The following is a 21,083-nucleotide window of genomic DNA, read 5'->3' as shown; positions in this document are numbered from 1 at the left end:
CATGGATCTGCGTCTGTTGTCGTTTACCCTCGGGGCAAGCTCCTCACTGCTCTGGCCATGGTTACCTTCACTTGCATGGGGGGGCCTGTTGCTGTCCCTGCTGGTTCCCCTTGCCTGTTGTCGCGCGTGGCGGCTGCTGTTTCTGCTGCTTGGCATCCTCTGGATGCAGGCCACTCTCTCGTATCATCTGGCCTGGCTGGAGCTGCTTGACAAAAAAACGAGCCATATCATAACCGCACAGCTGCAAAGTGCAGAGTCCGAAGGGGAGAAATTTGTCCGGCTGACCCTCAGCGTCCATGAACTGGATGGTCGGCAGCTCCGTCCGTCCCCCCTGATCCGGGTCAACGCCTATCAGTCGTTACCGCCCCTGACGGCGGGGAGTGAACTGACGCTGGTGACCACTATCAAGCCGGCCCACGGCCTTGCCAACGAGGCGGGGATGGATGGCCGCCGCCTGCTGCTTGGCAAGGGCATTACGGCTACCGGCAACCTGCGCCGGGTGATCCATATCGCGCCGGTGGCGCCCGGACTGCGCGAGCGCTGGCTGGCGGCGGCCAACGAGAGCTGGCGAACTCTTTCGCAGGCCCCCTTGCTGGCGGCGCTCACCTTCGGTGAACAGAGTGGCATCACGGATGAGCAGTGGAGCCTGTTTCGCGGCAGTGGGCTGACCCACATCATTGCCATCTCAGGCCAGCACATCGCGCTGGTGGCGGTGCTCGGCTGGTGGTTGGGCCGTTTGTTCGGGCTGCGCGGAGCGATCTGCGTGTCGCTGCTGTTTGCCGCTACTTACAGCTGGCTGGCGGGGTTTGCTGTGGCGACCGAGCGAGCCCTCATCATGGTTCTGGTCTGGAGTGTGCTGCGCTGGCGACGGCGGGAGTGGCCGGCCTACCGCATCTGGCTCTGGGCTTTTGTGGTGCTGACTCTCTGGGATCCCTTTGCCCTCTACTCGGCCGGCTTCTGGCTCTCGTTTCTGGCGGTCGCGATCTTGCTGCTGGTCGGTTACTTCCATGAAAAACCAACTCTCTGGCAGATCCAGCTCTGGATGCTGCTCGGTCTGCTGCCGCTGCAGTTGGCGCTATTTGAGGGGATTGCGCCGCTCGCCATGGTGATCAACCTGCTGGCGGTACCGCTTTTTTGCATCGTCATTATTCCGCTGGCGCTGATCGGCGTGCTGCTGGCGCCACTTTCCAGCTCGCTTGCCTACGGGTTGTTCTGGTTGGCAAATCTCGGTCTGGAGTGGGTGCTCACCCTGCTCGATATGCTCGCTTCCCGAGTCCAGCTCTGGTGGCCACTGCCGGGCTGGTGGCTGCCGGTGAGCACGCTCTTGCTGTTGCTCTGGCTCTGCTGGCAGTGGCGGGCGGCCCGCTGGCTCTTGCTGCCGGGGCTGCTGGCCATGACGCTCTTTCTCTGGCCGGTGGCGCCGCGCTGGCAGGTGCGGGTGCTCAATGTGGGGCAGGGGTTGGCAGTGCTCATCAGCAAGGGGGATCGCGCCATCCTCTATGACACCGGCGATCGCTATCCCGGCGGCTACAACATGGCGGATGCGGTGATCCTGCCCACCTTGAGCCACCTCGGCATCCGGGTCATCGATCGTCTCATCATCAGCCACAAGGATCGGGATCATGCGGGCAACCGCAAGCGGCTGCTCAGCGTCCTGACAGTGCGCAGCGAGCTATCCTCCTACCCTTTCACCCCGTCAACCACCCTCTGCCAGCGCGGTCAGGCATGGTCATGGCAAGGGTTGCAGTTTCGCGTGCTCTGGCCAGAACAGCCCGGGGCAGGGCACAACAACGATGGTTGCGTGGTACGCATCAGCGATGGCGAGCGCAGCGTGCTGCTGAGCGCTGACATCGAGCGGCAGGCGGAGCAGCGGCTGGTGGCGCTCGAGGGAGCCGGGCTTGCCAGCACCCTGCTGGTGAGCCCGCACCACGGCAGTCGCACCTCCTCCACCCCGCCTTTTGTCGCCGCCGTGGCGCCTCGTTATGTGGTGCACAGCGCCGGTTTCATGAACCAGTGGGGCTTTCCCCGTCCCGAGGTCGTCGCTCGTTATCAGGGAGCGATCCAGTGGGTGACCGGTCTGGGCGGGGAGGTAGTAATTGCGCCGGTCGCAGGTGGCCTGCAGGTTGAAGCCGAGCGGGATCATGGCCCCTGGTACCGGCAAGTTGGCAACTGGTGGCAGCCAAGAGTATGGGGAGATCGGCCAGGCCCATCACCTTGAGCGGAGCTGTTTCTGCCACCCGTTTTTCCCGCTGGCGCCCTCTTGCACCGACCATATTGTTGCAAATTTCTACGTTTTAAATGGGGTTCAGTCTTACTGGTGAAACAATCAAGGGGTGGCAAGTCGAGCCTTGTGGGCCAGAGTGACCAATACTGGGTGGCCGAATAGCCCCGTAGTGATATTGCTGGTCGGCCGCGGCCTGTATGGAGCCGGGATGCAGAGGCCGTGAGGATGCCGGGTTGGTGCAAGGGTAGCCCGCGTGCTCCATGGCACGGCCGGCCGTCTTATGAAAAGGCGAATATGCGGGATAATCGGGGCGTGATGAAGGCATCTCATCCCTGATTTGGGGGCCGAATCCCTGCTATCTGTATGGTGGCGCTTGGTGGATGTCTACTGTTTGGCTAGAATACCCCGTCATTTCCATTACCAACGGCTATTCATGCAACAAGAAACTTCACAAGGTAGCTGGCCAGTATTCAAGCGTCTGCTCGGTTATGTCCGTGACCGCAAGCTTGGCCTGATCGGCGGCATCATCGGCATGTTGGGTTATGCCGCTGTCGACACCACCTTCGTCTACTCCATCAAGCCGCTGATCGATCAGGGGATCAACGGCAACGATCCGACCGTGCTCAAGTGGATGCCCTTCTTCGTACTGGGCATCGTGGCCCTGCGCGGTGTCGCCAACTTCCTCTCCAACTACTGCATGGCCTGGGTCGGCAACCACGTGGTGATGCGTCTGCAACAGCAGGTGTTCAATCACATGGTGGCGATGCCGATGAGCTTCTTCGACCGCCAGAACACCGGCCACCTGCTCTCCAAGGTGACCTATGACGCAAGCCAGGTCTCCTCGGCGGCGAGCACCACCCTGGTGACCCTGGTACGGGAAGGGGCGACCGTGGTCGGCCTGCTTGGCCTGATGTTCTGGCACTCCTGGCAGTTGTCGGTGATCTTCCTGGTGGTGGGCCCGTTGGTGGGCATTATCATCGGACTTATCAGCCGTCGCTTCCGCCAGATCAGCCGCCATATCCAGCAGGCGGTGGGTGATATCACCACCTCCACCGAGCAGATGCTCAAGGGGCACAAAGAGGTGCTGATGTTTGGTGGCCAGAAGGTGGAAGAGAAACGCTTCTTCCAGGTCAGCAACAACATGCGCCAGCAGACCATGAAGATGGTCGCGGCTGATGCCATCGGCAGCCCGGTGGTGCAGATGGTGGCCTCCATCGCACTGGCGGCGTTCCTCTATGTGGCCACTGTCGACAGCGTGCGCAGCACCCTGACTGCCGGTACCTTCACCGTCATGATCACTTCCATGATGATGCTGCTCAAGCCGCTGAAAAGCCTGACCGACGTCAACAACCAGTTCCAGCGCGCCATCACCGCCTGCCATAGCCTGTTTGGCCTGCTCGACACCGAGCCGGAGCAGGATACCGGTACCCGCACTCTGGAGCGCGCCCGTGGCGAGATCGAGTTTCGCAATGTCACTTTCACCTACCCGACCAAGGACACCCCGGCGCTGCACAACGTCAGCTTCAAGGTGGAGGCGGGCAAGTCGGTGGCGCTGGTGGGCCGTTCCGGCTCAGGCAAGAGTACCATTGCCAGCCTGTTGACCCGTTTCTACGACATCGATCAGGGGGAGATCCTGCTCGATGGCGTCAACATCCGCGAATACAAGTTGAGCGAGCTGCGCAAGCAGTACGCGCTGGTCTCCCAGCATGTTCACCTGTTCAACGACTCGGTGGCCAACAACATCGCCTACGCCGCGGAAGAGAAATATAGCCTCGACGAGATCAAGCAGGCAGCCCGCATCGCCCATGCCGACGAATTCGTCAGCAAGATGAGCCACGGTTACGACACAGTGGTCGGCGAGAACGGTGCATCCCTCTCTGGTGGTCAGCGCCAGCGTGTGGCCATCGCCCGCGCCCTGCTGCGCGATGCGCCGGTGTTGCTGCTGGATGAGGCCACCTCGGCCCTCGATACCGAGTCCGAGCGCCACATTCAGGCGGCTATCGATGAGCTTTGCAAGGCGCGTACCTCGCTGGTGATCGCCCACCGCCTCTCCACCATCGAGAAGGCGGACGAGATCCTGGTGATCGACGAAGGCCATATCGTCGAGCGTGGCAACCACGCAGCACTGATGGAACAGCGCGGCACCTATGCCCAGCTGCGCGCCATTCAGTTTGGCAATGCAGGAAACAAGGCCTGATGCTGGAACGGCTCTGGTATCGCAAAAGCGGCTGGCGCTGGTTGCTGGCCCCTTTCGCCCTGCTGTTTGCCATCATCAGCGGCACCCGCCGCTACGCCTATCGCCACCGTTGGCTAAAGGGGGATCGCTCCTCCTTGCCGGTGATCGTGGTGGGCAATATCTCGGTGGGGGGCAACGGCAAGACCCCGGTAGTGGTCTGGCTGGTGGAGCAGTTGCAGGCACGCGGCTATCGCCCCGGGGTGGTGAGCCGTGGTTATGGCGGCAAGGCGCCCGATTATCCCTATCGGCTCGATGCCGCCAGCACCACGGCGCAGGCCGGTGATGAGCCGGTACTGATTGCCCGGCGCTGCGGCTGTCCGGTGGTGGTTGCCCCGAAACGGGCCGATGCGGTACGACTGCTGGAGCAGAGCGGCGAAGTGGATATCATCATCACCGATGACGGCCTGCAGCACTATGCGCTGGCCCGCGACATCGAGCTGGTGGTGGTGGACGGAGCGCGCCGTTTTGGCAACGCCTGCCTGTTGCCGATGGGGCCGCTGCGCGAGCCGGTCACCCGCCTCAAGCGGGTGGACGCCATCATCTGCAACGGCGGCGAGCCGGGCAAGGGGGAGTACCCCATGCAACTGGTTGCCGACGCGCCGCGTCGGGTATGCGATGATGCGCCGCTGGCGGCCCCTCTCGCAGGCCCGGTCGATGCGCTGGCGGGGATCGGTCATCCGCCCCGTTTCTTCGCCACCCTCGAGGGGCTCGGCTATCAGCTGGATCAGCAGGTTGCCTACGGCGATCATCACCCCTTCGATCGGGATGAGCTGGTGGGCCGCTTTGCCAGCAAGCCGCTGCTGATGACCGAGAAGGATGCGGTCAAGTGCCGCGAGTTTGCCCTCGATAACTGGTGGTATCTGCCGGTCAGCGCCGAGTTGCCCGCCTCCCTGCTCGATGCCCTGCTGCACAAGCTGGGGACCAAGGGGAAGGGCGCGGCCAGGGCGCAAGATTAATCTCTCTCGCCTCGGCGGGGGAGCAGGGGCTTGATATGCCCCGTATGGAATATCTGGTTGCTCGACATCCATCGCTGGCGTGATGAAGCCGCCAGCGCGACATCGTTGAAGGAGTATCGTTTTGGCTTTGGACATCAAGTTGCTCGACATCATCGCCTGCCCGGTCTGCAAGGGTAAGCTGCACTACAACAAGGCCGTGCATGAGCTGGTCTGCCGCTTTGACAAGCTGGCCTATCCGCTGGAGGAGGGGATCCCGGTGCTGCTGGAGAACCGCGCCCGTCCCCTCAATAGCGACGAGCTGCCGTCATGAGTTTCGTCGTCGTCATTCCGGCCCGCTATGCGTCAACCCGGCTGCCGGGCAAGCCGCTGGCTGACATCCATGGCAAGCCCATGGTGCAGCACGTGGTGGAAAAAGCGCTGCAATCCGGTGCCGATCGGGTGATTGTTGCCACTGACGATGCCCGGGTACAGCAGGCACTGCTGACCACCGGCGTCGAGGTGTGCATGACCTCACCGGATCACCAGTCCGGCACCGAGCGTCTGGCCGAGGTGTGCCGTCACTACGGCTTTGCCGCCGATACCATCATCGTCAATGTGCAGGGGGATGAGCCGCTCATTCCGCCTGCCATCATTCGTCAGGTGGCGGACAATCTGGCCGCCGCCACGGCGCCGATGGCGACTCTGTCGGTGCCGATCAGGGATGCCGAAGAGGCGTTCAATCCCAATGCGGTCAAGGTGGTGACTGATAAGGATGGCTACGCCCTCTACTTCAGTCGCGCCACCATCCCGTGGGATCGAGATCGCTTTGCCAACAGGCATGAGCAGATTGGCGACCACTATCAGCGCCATATCGGCATCTATGCCTATCGTGCCGGCTTTATCCAGCGTTATGTTGACTGGGCGCCGAGCGTGCTGGAGCAGGTCGAGGCGCTGGAGCAGCTGCGGGTGCTCTGGTACGGGGAGAAGATCCACGTGGCGCAGGCGCTCGAAGCGCCACCGGTGGGTGTCGATACCCAGGCCGATCTGGAGAAGGTGCGAGCCTTCCTGGCGGGCTGATCCGGCAGGCTGAAGATAAGAAAAACGGTGTCGCAAGACGCCGTTTTTTGTTTTGAGTATCTCGATAATTATCTGATTACAAACACTATAAATGCGCTTTATCAAACTTTTGGCGTGCATGGTTTGCCAAAGCGGCGAGTTTGGTTATGATGCAAGACGCCCTGTTAACCCTAACCGGGCGGCCAAAACGAGATAAAAAACGGGGTGTTTGGGTGATAAATGTATTCCTGGTCGATGACCATGAGCTGGTGCGTACAGGGATAAGACGCATTCTGGAAGATGTTCGCGGGATCAAGGTGGTAGGCGAAGCACAGAGTGGCGAAAATGCAGTTGCTTTCTGTCGTCAGCACCATCCGGACGTGATCCTGATGGACATGAACATGCCGGGTATTGGTGGTCTGGAAGCGACCCGCAAAATTCTGCGGATCCGCCCTGATGTGCGCATCATAGTGCTGACCATCCACTCAGAAAATCCCTTCCCGACCAAGGTGATGCAGGCCGGCGCCGCTGGTTACCTGACCAAGGGGGCCGGGCCGGACGAGATGATTCAGGCGATCCGGTTGGTGCACTCCGGTCAACGCTATATCTCCCCGGAGATTGCCCAGCAGATGGCCCTGAGCCAGTTTGCCTCGGCGGACGAGAACCCCTTCAAGTCCCTCTCCGAGCGCGAGCTGCAGATCATGATGATGATCACCAAGGGGCAGAAGGTGACCGATATCTCCGAGCAGCTCAACCTGAGCCCGAAAACGGTCAACAGCTACCGTTACCGCCTGTTCAGCAAGCTGGGGATCAACGGTGATGTGGAGCTGACCCATCTGGCCATTCGCTACGGCATGCTGGATGCCGACACCCTGTAACCAGGGTTGTGTGGTCACCAAGGCGGCATTTGCCGCCTTTTGCTTTTTAGCCCCCTTTTGCATTTTCATGAGTGGGCGCAGTATGCTCTCCCCGTCTTTTTGCCTTCATCCGTTGAGTCGAGTTGCCGATGACCCTCTCTCCCGAGCCCCTTTTTGACAGCAAAGCCTTTCTCGCCGCCGTAACGCACCAGAGCGGCGTCTACCGCATGTATGACAGCGGCGGCACCGTCATCTACGTGGGCAAGGCCAAGGATCTGAAAAAACGGCTCGCCTCCTACTTTCGGGCCAATGTCGACAGCATCAAGACCCGTACTCTGGTGCGCCAGATCGCCGATATCCAGGTCACTGTCACCCACACCGAGACCGAGGCGCTGATCCTCGAGCACAACCTGATCAAGCAGTACCAGCCCCGCTACAACGTGCTGCTGCGGGACGACAAATCCTACCCTTGGATCATCATTACCGCGCACCAGCATCCGCGCATCGGCGTGCATCGCGGTGCTCGCAAGATCAAGGGGGAGTACTTCGGCCCGTATCCTTCCGGTGGTGCCGTGCGCGAGAGTCTGCACCTGATGCAGAAGATCTTTCCGGTGCGCCAGTGCGAAGATGCGGTCTACGCCAACCGCACCCGTCCCTGCCTGCTCTATCAGCTCAAGCGCTGCGCCGGTCCTTGCGTGCCCGGACTGGTGAGCGAGGCCGAATATGCCCAGCAGGTGGAGCTGGCCAAGCTGTTTCTGGCGGGCAAGAACCAGCAGGTGATTGGTGAGCTGGTGGGCAAGATGGAGTCCGCCAGCGGTGATCTGCGCTTTGAAGAGGCGGCCCGCTACCGGGATCAGATCCTGGCGCTGCGCCGGGTCACCGAGCAGCAGTCGGTGAGCGGTAACGTACTGGACGAGCTTGACGTGGTGGGGGTCGCCTTCGAACAGGGGTCGGCCTGTATCCACGTGCTCTTTATCCGTCAGGGCAAGGTGCTCGGTTCGCGCAGCTACTTCCCGAAAGTGCCGGCCGATACCCAGCTCGACGAGGTGGTGCAATCCTTCCTGCTGCAGTTCTATCTGTCGGGGCAGGGGGGACGGCAGATCCCGAGCGAGGTGCTGCTCGATGTGGCGCTGGAGGACGAGAACGTCATCGCCGAGACCCTGAGTCAGACCGCCGGTTACAAGGTGCGGGTGGTGAGTCGTACCCGTGCCGAGCGGGCCCGCTTCATCAAGCTCGCCTCCATCAATGCCGAGACGGCGCTACGTTCGCGGCTTGCCCACAAGAGCACCATCACCGCCCGCTATGACCAGCTGGAAGAGCTGCTCGAGCTGGAGCGCCCTATCGCCCGCATGGAGTGTTTCGATATCTCCCATACCATGGGGGAGCGCACGGTGGCCTCCTGCGTGGTGTTCAACCGGGAGGGGCCGCTTAGCTCCGAATATCGCCGCTTCAATATCGACGGCATCACCGGCGGCGATGACTACGCGGCGATGGAGCAGGCGCTGGAGCGCCGTTTTGGCAAACAGCAGGAGCCGGACAAGGTGCCGGACGTGCTCTTTATCGACGGCGGCCTCGGCCAGCTGCGCCGCGCCGAGGAGATCCTGGCGCGCCAGCTGGAGTTTCTCGGTGGCAAATACCCGCTGCTGGTGGGCATTGCCAAGGGAGTCACCCGCAAGGCGGGGTTGGAAACGCTCATCATGGGGGAGAGCCACGAAGAGTTGCATTTGCCGGCAGATATGCCCGCTTTGCACCTTATTCAACATATTCGCGATGAATCCCACCGTTTTGCCATTACCGGCCACCGGGCACGGCGAGCCAAAGCCCGCACCAGCAGCACGCTGGAGGATATTCCGGGAGTGGGGCCGAAGCGGCGTCAGGCACTGCTCAAATATCTGGGCGGTTTGCAGGAGGTGAAAAAGGCGAGTGTGGATGAACTGGCCAAGGTGCCCGGCATCAGTCAGGAGCTGGCCCAAGCCATCCACGATGGTCTGCATTCAGCCTGAGTGTTGAATGACACTGTTTTTTTCATGTGATGATTAACCGGGAACATTCGCTAACTCCTTGATGCACAAGAGCCGTGACGCAGGGGGGCCGTAAATGCCATAATGGCGCGGTATTGCGAAAGGGTTGATGGATTAAAAAAGACCAAGACGGGCGTCAGTGCGGTTGCATCGCAAATCGGCTTTGGCGCACTATGTAGCGACGTACAAGAAGTGGCTGAAAATAATGACAAACATACCTAACATGCTGACGTTTTTCCGGATTTTGCTCATTCCCGTCTTCGTCATCCTGTTCTATCTGCCTTACCAGTGGTCCTATCTGGCCGCTGCCATCGTCTTTATTCTGGCCGCTGCCACCGACTGGTTTGATGGCTACCTTGCCCGCAAGCTCAATCAATCCACCGCCTTTGGTGCCTTCCTCGACCCGGTCGCCGACAAGATCATGGTAGCCACTGCACTGGTCATCATCGTCGAACACTACAACACCATCTGGGTCACCATTCCCGCCATGACCATGATTGGTCGCGAGATCATCATCTCCGCCCTGCGCGAGTGGATGGCTGAGCTCGGCAAGCGCTCCTCGGTGGCCGTGAGCTGGATTGGCAAGTGGAAGACCATGATCCAGATGGTGTCGCTGACCGGTCTTATCTGGCAATACAACGTCTGGATGGTGTGGCTGGCCTACGTGCTGCTCTATGTCGCTACCGTGCTCACCTTCTGGTCCATGTTCCATTACATGAAGGCGGCCTGGAGCGATCTGACCCATCACTCCAGCTTCTGAGTTATCAGGCAGTAACAGGCCGTTTCTCGCAATTTCAGACAAGAAACGGCAAAAGGCGCTAAAAGTGTGCAAAAAGGGCAAAAAACGCCCGAACGATCAGTTAATTAAATATTTCTGGTTGACTGGGCGGGGAACATCGCTAGAATGCGTCCTCGTAGTCAGGCAGTCAGCCAGATCAATGCGGGAATAGCTCAGTTGGTAGAGCACGACCTTGCCAAGGTCGGGGTCGCGAGTTCGAGTCTCGTTTCCCGCTCCAAATTCAGACAATAGAGAGCCAACTCTCTTTTGCATGGCGCGTTAGCAAAGCGGTTATGCAGCGGATTGCAAATCCGTTTAGTCCGGTTCGACTCCGGAACGTGCCTCCATATTGACAAGCCCGCGGCGCGAGCTTGATACCGATTACGGTGCCCGAGTGGTGAAATCGGTAGACACAAGGGATTTAAAATCCCTCGACGTTCGCGTCGTGCCGGTTCGATTCCGGCCTCGGGCACCATTAAAATCAAAGAGTTACGAAAGGCCGCTAGCAATAGCGGCCTTTTTGTTTTGTCCGAATGTCGCCAATGTGTCCACTGCGCTTTTCGGTTCGGCTGCTCTATTTTTGCCAACAGCAATCTGTGCATCCTTTTGCGTGACATCGTCCAGCCTGTTGACGGGCTTTATCTGGTAGCTTTCTTTGGTCATGACCTCTGGCACAACTTTGTGCTGTTAGATGAAATGAGAAGGGCCCCACATGGTGGGGCCCTTCTTGCTTGTGTGTGCAGAACATCCCGGTTGTCAGGAGCTTTGCTCTGCGCTGGTATCTGTGGCGGCCACGACTGGGTTGCGGCGGCGCAGCAGGCGAACCAGCGGGGGTAGGGCGATCACCACGATAGCTAGCACCAACAGAGTCTGGCTGATGCTGCTGCTCCAGAGGATGGCGGTGTCGCCATTGCTGATGGAGAGGGCGCGGCGCAGGTTCTGCTCCAGCATTTCACCCAGCACGAAGCCCAGAATGAGCGGTGACATGGGGAAGTGCATTTTGCGCAGCAGGTAGCCAAAGACCCCGAGGCCCACCATCAGCAGCAGGTCAAAGGTGGTGCTGTGCACCGCATAGACCCCCACCGCCGAGACGCTGGCGATGGCGGGCACCAGAAACCAGAGCGGGATGGAGAGCATGCGGGTGAAAATACCCACCATGGGGATGTTCATCACCAGCAGCATGACGTTGGCCAGCAAGAGGGCGGCGATCAATCCCCACACCACATCGGGCTGTTCGGTGAACATGGTGGGGCCCGGGGTGATGTTGTAGAGGGTCAGCGCCCCCATCATCACCGCCGTGGTGCCCGACCCCGGCACCCCCAGGGTGAGCATGGGGATAAAGGAGCCGCAGGCTGACGCGTTGTTGGCCGCCTCTGGCGCTGCCACGCCGCGAATATCCCCTTCGCCGAATTTGGCATTGGGCCCCGCCAGCCGCTTCTCGCTCATGTAGGTGATGGCGCTGGCGATGGTGGCGCCGGCGCCCGGCAGAATGCCGACGAAAAAGCCGATGGTGGAGGAGCGCAGCATGGTGCCGGTGCAATAGACCAGCTCCTTGAAGTTGAACAGCATCCGCCCGGTGGTGCGCACCAGCTTGCCGCCGCCGCTGGTGTGCTCCAGCATCAGCAGGATCTCGCTCACCGAGAAGAGGCCGATCACCACCACGATAAACTGCACCCCGTCCGAGAGGTGCACGCTGTCGAAGGTGAAGCGATAGATGCCGGTATTGGCATCCACCCCGACGGTGGCGAGCCCCAGCCCGATCAGCGCCGCCATAAAGGACTTGAGCGGGTTCTGGCTCATCATGCTGCCAAGGCAGGCGATGGCGAACACCATCAGGGCGAAATACTCCGCCGGCCCAAAGGCGAGCGACCAGCGTGCCAGTGCCGGGGCGAACAGAATGATCCCCCCGATGGCGAGCATGGAGCCGACAAAGGAGCTGACCGCCGAGATGGAGAGGGCAACTCCCGCCTTGCCCTGCTGGGCCATGGGGTAGCCATCCAGCGCGGTCATGATGGCGGCGGCATCTCCCGGTACGTTGAGCAGGATCGAGGAGATCCGCCCGCCATATTCGCAACCGATATAGACGGTGGCGAGCAGAATGAGCGCCGATTCGGGGGGGAGCTTGAGGGCAAAGGCCAGCGGCAACAGGATGGCGACGCCGTTGATGGGGCCAAGGCCCGGCAGCAGACCGACCACGGTGCCGACAAAGCAGCCGATGAGGGCAATCACCAGATTCTCCGGGGTGAGTGCCACCGCAAAGCCCTGGGATAGGTACATCCAGGTATCCATATTGACTCCTTAAGAGAACCAGACGCCGAGGGGCAGGGTGACATCCAGCAGCCTGTCAAAGGCGAAATAGAGCACCAGCCCGCCGACGCCGCCGGAGAGCAGGGCTGCCTTGGCCGAGGCGCCAAACAGGCGCCCCAGCACAAAGGTGAGCAGGGCGGTAGCCAGCGGAAAGCCCAGCCACTCGAAGCTGGCGCCGTAACCGGCCAGCGCTGCCACCATGATGGCGAGGTGGCGCAGGGTACGCAGCGGCGGCCAGCTGACGGTGTCCGGCTGGCGGCGCAGCAGGAGCAGGGCACAGAGAGCCATCAGGCCGAGGATCCCGAGCGGAAAGGGGCGTGGTCCCAGCGGCTCATAGCTGTATTCGCTCTGGTACTGCCAGGCGAGGGAGGCCCCCGCCAGACAGAGCAGCAGCCAGATGGCGGCGAAGATGCGATCGCTCATGGCTGCGACTCCTATTTGGCCAGACCGAAGGCCTTGGCCTGCTCGCGATATTGCGCCACCTGGGTCTTGACGTAGCTGTCGAGCGCATCTCCGGTCAGGTCAAACTCGAACAGGCCGCGCAGATCTCGCTGCGCCTTGAAGGTGTCGGTTTTCACCAGCTGATCGAAAGTCTGCTTCCACCACTGGTATTCGCTGTCGCTCACCTTGGGGCCGACATAGAAGCCGCGGATCACCGGCCACTCCAGGTCATAACCCTGCTCTTTGGCGGTAGGAATGGTGGCCAGCTTGCCGGGCAGCCGCTCTTTGGCGAACACCGCCAGCACCCGCAGCTTGTCGCCACCGATATAGGGCACCATCTCGCTCAGATCGCCGGAGACTGCCTGCACATGGTTGCCCAGCAGCGCGGTGACCGGCTCGCCGCCCCCTTCAAAGGCAACGTAGCGCATCTTGTGCGGATCAACCCCGGCCTGTTTGGCCAGCAGCGCCGTCTTCATCCAGTCCTGACTGCCGATGGAGGCTCCCGCCCCGATGACCACGCTGTTGGGGTCGTTTGCCATGGCATTCACCAGATCCTTGAGGCTCTGATAGGGGGCATCGTGGCGCACCGCGATCATGCCGTAATCGGTCCCCACCGCCGCCAGCCAGCGCACATCATCCACCCCGTAACGGCCAAATTTCCCCTGGGAGAGGTTGAGCAGGGAGCCGCCGGAGAAGGCGACCACAGTCCCCGCCTCGGCAGGGCGCTGCGCCACGATGGCGTTGTAGGCCACGGCACCGACCCCGCCCGGCATATAGGTGACCCGCATCGGTTTGTCGATGGTGCCGGTCTCCTGCAGGCTCACCTGCAGCAGCTTGCAGGTAAGGTCGAAACCACCGCCCGGTTTGGCCGGTGCGATGCATTCGGTACGGCTCGGGGCGGTGGCACTCTCGGCCGCCTGCAGCGGCAGGGCGCCGAGCAGGGTCAGTAAGGCGAGGGCATGACGTGTGCGTTGCTTCATGGTTGTGTGCTCCATCTTGTCGTTGTTTTTTCTCGGTGTGACTCCGTCGATGGACGAAGTGATGCGAAATTGTTAAAACAACAACCTTTCATTCACCTTTCAATCACTGACCAATTGGCGGGAGTGTGACCATGATCGCACCTTGTTCTGCTCAGGCAATGGTGAATGGATGCAGTTGCAGCACTGTGGTTGCACGCCGTCGTTAAGAACAAGGGGATAGGGATGCGCTTGCTGTTGGCAGAAGACAATCACGAACTGGCCCACTGGTTGTCGCGGGCGCTCACCAGCGCCGGTTTCGCGGTGGATTGGGTGGCTGATGGCGCCCGGGCCGATCACCTGCTGCGCCACGAAAAATACGCGCTGGCGGTGCTCGATATCGAGATGCCCAAGCTCGACGGGCTGGCGGTTCTCGGCCGGTTGCGCAGCCGGGGGCAGGGGTTGCCGGTGCTGCTGCTCACCGCCCGTGGCGCCGTGGAGGAGCGGATCTGCGGCCTCAATGCCGGTGCCGATGACTATCTGGCCAAGCCATTCGATCTGGGGGAGCTGGATGCCCGGCTGCGGGCCCTGCTGCGGCGCAGCGAAAGCGGTGGTGCCGAGCTGCGGCTGGGGCGCCTGACCCTGCATCCCGACGGCTATTTTCTGCTGGCCGATGCCCGGCTGGCCCTGACTCCCCGCGAACAGGCGCTGCTGACGGCGCTGATGTACCGCCACGGGCGCCCCGTTGCCAAGGGACAGCTGTTCGAGCAGGTGTTCAACCTCGATGACGAGGCGGGGCTCGACAGCATCGATCTCTATATCCACCGGCTGCGCAAAAAGCTGGTGGGCAGCGGGGTGGTGATCACCACTCTGCGCGGGCTGGGCTATCTGCTGGAAGCGGCGCCGGAGGCCTCCCATTAGTCGCTCCCTGCTCCATCAACTGCTGCTGTTTCTGGGCGGCCCCTTGCTGATCCTCTGGACCGCCTCGGCCTGGTACAGCTACTACGGCGCGCTGGCGGCGGCCACCTCGGCCTATGATCGCACCCTGCTCGCTTCGGCCCGTACCGTCGCCGAGCGGCTGACGGCAAGCGATGGCATCCTCAAGGTGGATGTGCCCTACGTGGTGCTCGACAGCTTCGAGCGCAACATGCGCGATCGCCTCTTCTATCAGGTGCGCGGCATCGACGATGGGGTCATCTCCGGCTTTGATGACCTGCCCCCCATGCCGGTTGGCACGCCCCTGACCGACCGCTATCCGGCGCTCGCTTACTTCTACGACGGCCTCTATCAGGAGGCGCCAATCCGCGCCGTGATGTTGCTGCAACCGGTAGGCGAGGGGGGCGTCACCGGTATGGCCCGCATCACGGTGGCGGAAACCCTGCTCGGCCGCCAGCAACTGGCACAGCAGCTGCTCTGGTCGGCCGTGCTGACCCAGGGGGCGCTGGTGGTGCTCACCCTGCTGCTCGCTTATCTGTTGCTCAAGCGGCTGCTCACCCCGATGCGCCGCCTGTCACGGGAGATCCTGCGCCGCGATGCCGCCACGCTTGCCCCCTTGCCGGATCTGCTTCCCTGGCAGGAGACCCGGCCGCTGGTGCAGGCGTTCAACCGCCAGCTGGCCCGATTGCGTCAGCTGGTGGCCCGGCAGGAGCGCTTCAGTGCCGATGCCGCCCACCAGCTGCGCACGCCGCTCACCATCCTGAAAACCCAGGTTGAGGTGGCGCGCGGCAGCGGCGATCCGGCCCTGATGAGCGAAAGCCTCGATGCCATGGCAGGGCGGCTCGATCACACTATCGCCCTGACCGAGCGGCTCCTGCTGCTGGCCCGGCTCAAATCGGACGAGTGCTCCGGGCTGCGCCAGCGTGAGCCCATGGAGTTGACGGCGCTGGTGCAGCAGGCCTGTCTGTCACGGCTGGCGCAGGCGCGCAGCAAGGGGATCGATCTCGGTTACGAAGGGGAGGAGTCTGCCATCATGGTAGCGGGGGAGCCGCTGCTGCTCGGGGAGCTGTGCGCCAACCTGCTCGACAATGCCATCAAATACACCCCGCCCCACGGCACCGTGACGGCGCGGGTGGTGCGAAGCAACGGGCAGATCTGGCTGGAGGTAGAGGATAACGGCCCCGGCATTGCCCCCGAGCAGGCAGAGCGGGTCTGGCAGCCGTTTCAGCGCCTCGAGCAGGGCAGCGAGCTGCCGGGGGCAGGGCTTGGTCTGGCGCTGGTGCGCGACATCGCCCACTACCATCACGGCGAGGTGGTACTGCTGCCTGCCACTCAGCTGGGGGGCTTGCTGGTGAGGCTGATCTTGCCGTTGGCAAAATCGTGAGGAGGATAAAAAAGAGAGGGCACCTCGCGGTGCCCTGTTTATCTACACATAAGATGGCGTTGGGTTGTCAGCTGCGGATCTTGTTGAAGACAAACAGGACGATAAGGGCACCCACGGTGGCGATGGCGATGCTCGAAATATTGAAGCCGGTCACCGAGCCCAGACCCAGCAAGGTGCCCACATAGCCGCCGACCATGGCGCCGACAATCCCCAGCAGGGCGGTCATGAAGAAGCCACCACCATCACGGCCCGGCATGATCCACTTGGCCAGCATGCCAACCAGCAATCCCAAAATAATCCAGGTGATGAAACCCATGTGTCACTCCTCTCTGTTTATGTAAGGGGCACATTATAGGGATGCGGCCGGCGATGCGAAGGGCTCCAACCCCTTGGCTGGTCACAAGCTGTCGGACTTGTTATGACGCAGAGGAGGTATGTCACTGAGCTTGCCCTCAGTTGGCAAAGCACTGACGCCGCTTTTGCAAATTGCATTGCATTATGGTGAACCCGGGAGTGACCGTCGGGGCTTATTTAGCGTTTTGACAATAAATAACCGAAACAAGCCCGAAAAATGGCTGGCATGATGTTTGCTCCTTGGAAAACAGGAGCTTGGCACTCTGCTACGGGTGTCATGCTGACAGGACTTCTTCCATTTGCCACCACATGAGGTGACGCCATGGCTATCGCACAAGGACTCTTGCACAACAACACCTTCGAGCTGAAAGAGGCTGCTATCGCCTCGCAAAAACCGGTGAGAAGGAGCTCCGTCAAGTGGATGATGATCAAGGGCGGCATACTGGTGGCGGTGCCGCTGCTGGTGGCCTCTGTGGTCTCCATCTGGAGTAGTCAAACCCAGCTGCGAGCACAGGAGAAGGTTGACCTCCTGGAGCGTGCTCAATCGACTTTCCAGGCAACCCGATTTGATCTGGTGCAGATCCAGCAGTTTCTGACCGATGCCTCGGTGACTGGCGATACCGAAGAGGGGATCGCCGAGGCAGCTACCTATCGTGATGATGCGTTGAAAAATCTCGATACACTGGCTCGTACCTTGCCGGATCTCACCGACGAGATCCTGCCAATGCAGGACGTGGTCAGGCAGCTGCAGGAGAGAGGGATCGTCATGGTCAACGCCTATGTCCAGAAGGGGCGGGAGGCAGGCAACGCCATCATGACCAGTCCGGACGGGTTTGATGCCATGGTCGAGAATGGCGCCGGGAAGCTCGATCGCATCTCCCACGAGCTTGACGGTCGTATAGCCAGCGCCATCGCCAGTCGGGACGAGGCCAAGGCCCTGTCACTCTGGATAAGCCTCGGGGCCGGGCTGGTCTCCCTGCTCTTTGTGGCAATGGCCTATCTGATCCAGTACCGCCATCTGATGCGCACTCTGGGGGGCGAGCCGGACTATGCCGCCCGGGTCGCTGCCGAGATCGCAGCCGGCAACCTGACCGTCAGGATCGAGACCCGCTTTGGTGGCAACAGCGTGCTGGGCACCATGCGCATGATGGCCGAGCAGCTTAGCGGTCATATGCGCCAGATTGACCTGCGCACCCGCCAGCTGGCCCAATCCTCTTATCAGATCTCCGATATCTCCAGAACCATCACGGATGCGGCCCAGACCGAGCAGCACCACTCCGGTGAGGTGAGCCGTGCCAGCAACGATCTCTCCTGCGCGGCCGAGGCGGTATCGGGTCTGGCCGCTCAGGTCGGGCAGCAGGCCGAACTGGCCTACCAGAGTGCCAACAACAGCACCCGGGTGATGAGCGAGAACATCGAGGAGATGCGCCGCGCCGTGACCGAAGCGCAGCAGGCCGAGCAGAAGACTCGCCAGCTGAGCGAGGCAAGCCAGAAGATCCAGGTGATCACCCAGTCCATCACTGCCATCACCGAGCAGACCAACCTGCTGGCCCTCAACGCCGCCATCGAAGCGGCCCGTGCCGGTGAACATGGTCGCGGTTTTGCCGTGGTGGCTGACGAGGTGCGCAAGCTGGCCAACCATGCCGGACAGGCGACCAAAGAGATCAACGGAATTGTCACCACCCTGAGCCAGCTTATCGGCGAGAACGAAACCACGGTGAAGAGCGTGATTGCCCGCACCCACCTCACCATGGACAAGGCCCACGAGGCGAGCCAGTCCATCAATGGCTTGATGGGCGAGATTGAGCGCAGCGTCGGGGCCGCCGACCAGATCCGCACCACCAGTGACGAGCAGATGCACAAGCTCGCCTCTCTCAATACCCATCTGCACGATCTGCTGCACGCCCTCTCCGAGAATACCGAGAAGGTGCAGACCACCGGGATCATCAGCCGCACCCTGTATGAAGAGTCGAGCCAGCTGCGCGATATCATGGAGCAGTTCCGCTTCGAGGCGGCCAGCAGCGTCGATCGCGCCGAACACGAGCTGCGCGGCGCCCCCCGTATGTATCAGCACATGATGGTGAAGGTCGAGGCCGCTGGCAGTTTCCATGAATCGATCACCGAGGACTTCAGCGTGACCGGTCTGCGCCTGCGTACAGTACAGTCCCTCGAATTGCCCAAAAAGGCGCAAGTCGAGCTCAAGATCTACACCCCCAAACCCTCCATCGACCTCTATCGCAACCAGACACCGCTGGCTGTGACCGCCAGAGTGATGTGGTCGAAACAGGAGGCGGAGGGCGAGGTCTACGGGCTGGAGTTCATCAACGTGACACCTGCCATTCGCAGCAATCTGGAAGCCTGCTTCAAGCACTATGCGCTGGAGCCCAACTTCAGCCGCTAACACCGCCTCGGCGTGCAGCGCTTCGGGGGGCACCGGTAGAGCTGCCGCAACAAAACAACAAGGGGCGCGTCACTGCTGACGCGCCCCTCTCTTTACGGATGCCTTGTGAACCTGTTGTCAGCGTGCGGCTGCCAGCGGCCTTGTCTCCAGCTGTTGCTCGCAGGGGCGGCAGACCAGCACCGAGCCCTGCTCGAACCAGTCACCCAGCACGATGCGCCGGGCAGGCGCGCCATCGAGCTGGAAGTGGTGGATGGCGGGTCTGTGGGTGTGGCCGTGGATCATCACCTTGCAGCCGTGCTGGCGCAGCATCTCGTCAACGGCGGCTGGCGTCACATCCATGATGCGCTGGCTCTTGTGGGCGTTCTCCATCTGGCTTTGGCCGCGCATCTTGCGGGCGATGGCCTGCCGGCGGGCGAGCGGCAGGCGCAGGAACAGCCAGCGCAGCCACTTGAGCTGGGTGATGCGACGAAACTTCTGATACCCCTCATCCAGGGTGCAGAGCAGATCGCCGTGGCTCAGCACTACCCGCTCGCCGTAGAGTTCGATCACGCACGGATCTCCCAGCAGGGTAATGCCGGCGCGTTTGGCAAACTCTTGGCCCAGCAGAAAGTCGCGGTTGCCGTGGATAAAGTAGATGGGCACATTCTGCTGGCTCAGGGCCAGAAAAGCGTCAGCCATCTCCTGATGGAGCGGGTTGGGATCATCATCGCCAATCCAGAACTCGAAGAGATCGCCAAGCACATAGAGGGCATCGGCGCCCACCGCCTCCTTGGCCAGAAAGTGCACCAGCGCGGCGGTCATATCGGGCCGATCGCTGCACAGGTGAATGTCGCTGATAAAGAGGGTGCGCATGGCTGAGCCGTTGCTGCTGGTCGCATCCGATTCGGGAGCCGCGATAGCGGCGGGCCACACCAGATGGGCCAAATCCTGCCCCTCCAGCGTCAGCAGCGCTTCATAAGGATCGCCCGCCAGCCCCAGCAACCGGCACATCGCCGCTTCCCCTTTCAGTCCCTCTTCAAGGCGCAGGCGCAGCACTTCGCGGTAGAAGTCATCGCCAAAGCGCTCGAGCAGGGCTGCCATCAGGGTGAGGTGGCGCCAGCCATTAAGCGTCTCGATGGGGGCGGTGGTGACATACAGCTCCAGCGGCCAGTTGGCCTCGCTCTTGTCGCTATCGCTATCGGCAATGTGCTGCTCGAGGCGGGGAAAGGTGCGCTCCAGCAGCCAGACATTGTCGTCTTTGGCGCTCGCCTGCCAACCTTGAGCTTCGAGCGTCGCGGCAAACGCCGCGGGATCTGGATGCTGGCAGAGGATATCGAGATCGCTGCCCGGCCGATCGAGGCCGATGGCCAGCGTGCTCACCAGCGCCAGATCGGTGCACTGCGCTGCCAGCTCATCCCACACACCGGCGGTGAGCAGGGCATGGGCCGAGCGCTGGCGCGGGTTGCCGTGGGCCAGATAGTCGAGGCGGCGCCAGTTTGGACTGGCAGTGGGGGAGGCAGATGGAAAAACTGCGGCCGGGGCCGCAGTTTTGTCAGTGCCGAGTCGGCAGAGATCAGTCAGCAAGGGTCACCTTGGTGATCACCACGTCTTCGGTCGGAACGTCCTGATGGATACGGCCGTAGTTGCCGGTCTTGACGCCCTTGATCTTGTTGACCACGTCCATGCCGGTGGTCACTTCACCGAATACGCAGTAGCCGAAGCCCTGGGTGGTAGCGGATTTGAAGTCGAGGAAGTCGTTGTTGTTCACGTTGATGAAGAACTGGGCGCTGGCAGAGTGCGGCTCCATGGTGCGAGCCATGGCGATGGTGCCGATCTTGTTGGAGAGGCCGTTGGCCGCTTCGTTCTTGATGGGGGCGCGGGTGTCTTTCTCTTCAAAGCCCGGGGCATAGCCGCCGCCCTGGATCATGAAGCCGTCGATAACGCGGTGGAAAATGGTGTTGTCGTAGTGACCGTCACGGCAGTATTGCAGGAAGTTGGCCACGGTTTCCGGGGCTTTTTCAGCATTCAGGGTGAGGGTGATGTCGCCGTGATTGGTGTGCAGAGTGACCATGATATGTCCTTTCATTTGATGCGGACGACGAAGTGCCCGCAGGTGTATGGCATAAAGTGGTGGCAATTCTAGCCCATCAGGGGCTGGCGGCATAGTCTCTCTGGCGCCGTAACCGTGCTGGCAGGCGGGATTGGCCACGTTTTCTGC

The 21,083-nt window shown here is 61.5% G+C and carries 18 protein-coding genes, 3 tRNA genes and 1 pseudogene; 14 read left to right on the top strand and 8 right to left on the bottom strand.

Annotated elements, in window-relative coordinates:
* Position 1: 1 nt before the first annotated feature.
* The 11 genes from AACR93_RS05890 to AACR93_RS05840 all read left to right on the top strand — a co-directional run bounded on the left by AACR93_RS05890 (position 2) and on the right by AACR93_RS05840 (position 10,582).
* Positions 2 to 2,218, top strand: a complete 2,217-nt coding sequence (locus tag AACR93_RS05890) for a DNA internalization-related competence protein ComEC/Rec2 (protein ID WP_043849449.1) — start codon at positions 2 to 4, stop codon at positions 2,216 to 2,218.
* 439 nt (positions 2,219 to 2,657) lie between these two features.
* Positions 2,658 to 4,421 carry a lipid A ABC transporter ATP-binding protein/permease MsbA gene (gene msbA / locus AACR93_RS05885; protein WP_043849448.1) on the top strand — a complete coding sequence of 588 codons (1,764 nt, stop codon included), beginning with the start codon at positions 2,658 to 2,660 and terminating at the stop codon, positions 4,419 to 4,421.
* Positions 4,421 to 5,416 carry a tetraacyldisaccharide 4'-kinase gene (lpxK, locus tag AACR93_RS05880; protein ID WP_043849447.1) on the top strand — a complete coding sequence of 332 codons (996 nt, stop codon included), beginning with the start codon at positions 4,421 to 4,423 and terminating at the stop codon, positions 5,414 to 5,416. Before msbA ends, lpxK begins: the two co-directional genes overlap by 1 nt.
* Before the next feature lie 121 nt (positions 5,417 to 5,537).
* A complete protein-coding gene (locus AACR93_RS05875) occupies positions 5,538 to 5,726 on the top strand; it encodes a Trm112 family protein (protein ID WP_005347033.1) in 189 nt (62 codons plus the stop codon).
* Positions 5,723 to 6,472, top strand: a complete 750-nt coding sequence (kdsB, locus tag AACR93_RS05870; RefSeq protein ID WP_043849446.1) for a 3-deoxy-manno-octulosonate cytidylyltransferase — start codon at positions 5,723 to 5,725, stop codon at positions 6,470 to 6,472. The genes AACR93_RS05875 and kdsB overlap by 4 nt, the downstream gene beginning before the upstream one ends.
* 212 nt (positions 6,473 to 6,684) lie before the next feature.
* Positions 6,685 to 7,329, top strand: a complete 645-nt coding sequence (gene uvrY / locus AACR93_RS05865) for a UvrY/SirA/GacA family response regulator transcription factor (protein WP_033112896.1) — start codon at positions 6,685 to 6,687, stop codon at positions 7,327 to 7,329.
* A 128-nt stretch (positions 7,330 to 7,457) separates the two neighbouring features.
* Complete coding sequence (uvrC, locus tag AACR93_RS05860) at positions 7,458 to 9,311, top strand: excinuclease ABC subunit UvrC (RefSeq protein WP_043849445.1); 1,854 nt, start codon at positions 7,458 to 7,460, stop codon at positions 9,309 to 9,311.
* A 223-nt stretch (positions 9,312 to 9,534) separates the two neighbouring features.
* On the top strand, positions 9,535 to 10,089 hold the full coding sequence (gene pgsA / locus AACR93_RS05855) for a CDP-diacylglycerol--glycerol-3-phosphate 3-phosphatidyltransferase (RefSeq protein ID WP_043849444.1): 555 nt from the start codon (positions 9,535 to 9,537) through the stop codon (positions 10,087 to 10,089).
* Between the two features lie 180 nt (positions 10,090 to 10,269).
* Positions 10,270 to 10,345, top strand: a tRNA-Gly gene (locus AACR93_RS05850).
* A 35-nt stretch (positions 10,346 to 10,380) separates the two neighbouring features.
* Positions 10,381 to 10,454 (top strand) — tRNA-Cys (locus AACR93_RS05845).
* 41 nt (positions 10,455 to 10,495) lie between these two features.
* Positions 10,496 to 10,582: transfer RNA gene (locus AACR93_RS05840), tRNA-Leu, on the top strand.
* A 14-nt stretch (positions 10,583 to 10,596) separates the two neighbouring features.
* Here AACR93_RS05840 and AACR93_RS05835 read toward each other — a convergent pair.
* The 4 genes from AACR93_RS05835 to AACR93_RS05820 form a co-directional block, all read right to left on the bottom strand.
* Entirely contained in the window at positions 10,597 to 10,770 is a 174-nt protein-coding gene (locus tag AACR93_RS05835; protein WP_156152843.1) for a hypothetical protein, read from the bottom strand.
* Between the two features lie 93 nt (positions 10,771 to 10,863).
* Positions 10,864 to 12,396 (bottom strand): tripartite tricarboxylate transporter permease, encoded by a 1,533-nt coding sequence (locus AACR93_RS05830; protein WP_043849443.1) that lies wholly within the window; start codon positions 12,394 to 12,396, stop codon positions 10,864 to 10,866.
* A gap of 9 nt (positions 12,397 to 12,405) precedes the next feature.
* Positions 12,406 to 12,837, bottom strand: a complete 432-nt coding sequence (locus AACR93_RS05825; protein WP_043849442.1) for a tripartite tricarboxylate transporter TctB family protein — start codon at positions 12,835 to 12,837, stop codon at positions 12,406 to 12,408.
* Between the two features lie 11 nt (positions 12,838 to 12,848).
* Complete coding sequence (locus tag AACR93_RS05820; protein WP_043849441.1) at positions 12,849 to 13,835, bottom strand: Bug family tripartite tricarboxylate transporter substrate binding protein; 987 nt, start codon at positions 13,833 to 13,835, stop codon at positions 12,849 to 12,851.
* Between the two features lie 165 nt (positions 13,836 to 14,000).
* Here AACR93_RS05820 and tctD point away from each other — a divergent pair, with 165 nt between their 5' ends.
* The gene (gene tctD, locus AACR93_RS05815) at positions 14,001 to 14,732 is read left to right on the top strand and encodes a transcriptional regulator TctD (RefSeq protein ID WP_225628375.1); all 732 of its coding nucleotides are present in this window, start codon (positions 14,001 to 14,003) and stop codon (positions 14,730 to 14,732) included.
* Positions 14,733 to 14,775: 43 nt separating this feature from the next.
* Complete coding sequence (locus tag AACR93_RS05810) at positions 14,776 to 16,131, top strand: sensor histidine kinase (RefSeq protein WP_082044029.1); 1,356 nt, start codon at positions 14,776 to 14,778, stop codon at positions 16,129 to 16,131.
* A gap of 67 nt (positions 16,132 to 16,198) precedes the next feature.
* Here AACR93_RS05810 and AACR93_RS05805 read toward each other — a convergent pair whose 3' ends face one another.
* Positions 16,199 to 16,447: a GlsB/YeaQ/YmgE family stress response membrane protein gene (locus AACR93_RS05805; protein ID WP_042031142.1), complete on the bottom strand. Its 249-nt coding sequence runs from the start codon at positions 16,445 to 16,447 to the stop codon at positions 16,199 to 16,201.
* Positions 16,448 to 16,807: 360 nt separating this feature from the next.
* On the opposite strand from AACR93_RS05805, the gene AACR93_RS05800 reads away from it, so the two are divergent.
* On the top strand, positions 16,808 to 18,886 hold the full coding sequence (locus tag AACR93_RS05800) for a methyl-accepting chemotaxis protein (protein WP_156152842.1): 2,079 nt from the start codon (positions 16,808 to 16,810) through the stop codon (positions 18,884 to 18,886).
* 117 nt (positions 18,887 to 19,003) lie between these two features.
* Here the strand turns inward: AACR93_RS05800 and lpxH are convergent, their stop codons facing one another.
* The 3 genes and pseudogenes from lpxH to AACR93_RS05785 form a co-directional block, all read right to left on the bottom strand.
* Complete coding sequence (gene lpxH, locus AACR93_RS05795; protein WP_043849559.1) at positions 19,004 to 19,738, bottom strand: UDP-2,3-diacylglucosamine diphosphatase; 735 nt, start codon at positions 19,736 to 19,738, stop codon at positions 19,004 to 19,006.
* Positions 19,730 to 20,449 (bottom strand): annotated as a pseudogene (locus AACR93_RS05790) (DUF4269 domain-containing protein); the annotation flags it as partial. The pseudogene AACR93_RS05790 and the gene lpxH, both read right to left, overlap by 9 nt.
* A complete protein-coding gene (locus AACR93_RS05785; protein WP_043849558.1) occupies positions 20,439 to 20,936 on the bottom strand; it encodes a peptidylprolyl isomerase in 498 nt (165 codons plus the stop codon). The pseudogene AACR93_RS05790 and the gene AACR93_RS05785, both read right to left, overlap by 11 nt.
* Between the last annotated feature and the right edge of the window lie 147 nt (positions 20,937 to 21,083).

The sequence above is a fragment of the Aeromonas sp. L_1B5_3 genome, from assembly GCF_963866575.1.
Taxonomy (GTDB): Bacteria; Pseudomonadota; Gammaproteobacteria; order Enterobacterales; family Aeromonadaceae; genus Aeromonas; species Aeromonas jandaei.
Note: the sequence above shows the minus strand (reverse complement) of the source record. Positions and strands in the feature narration are given on the sequence as shown.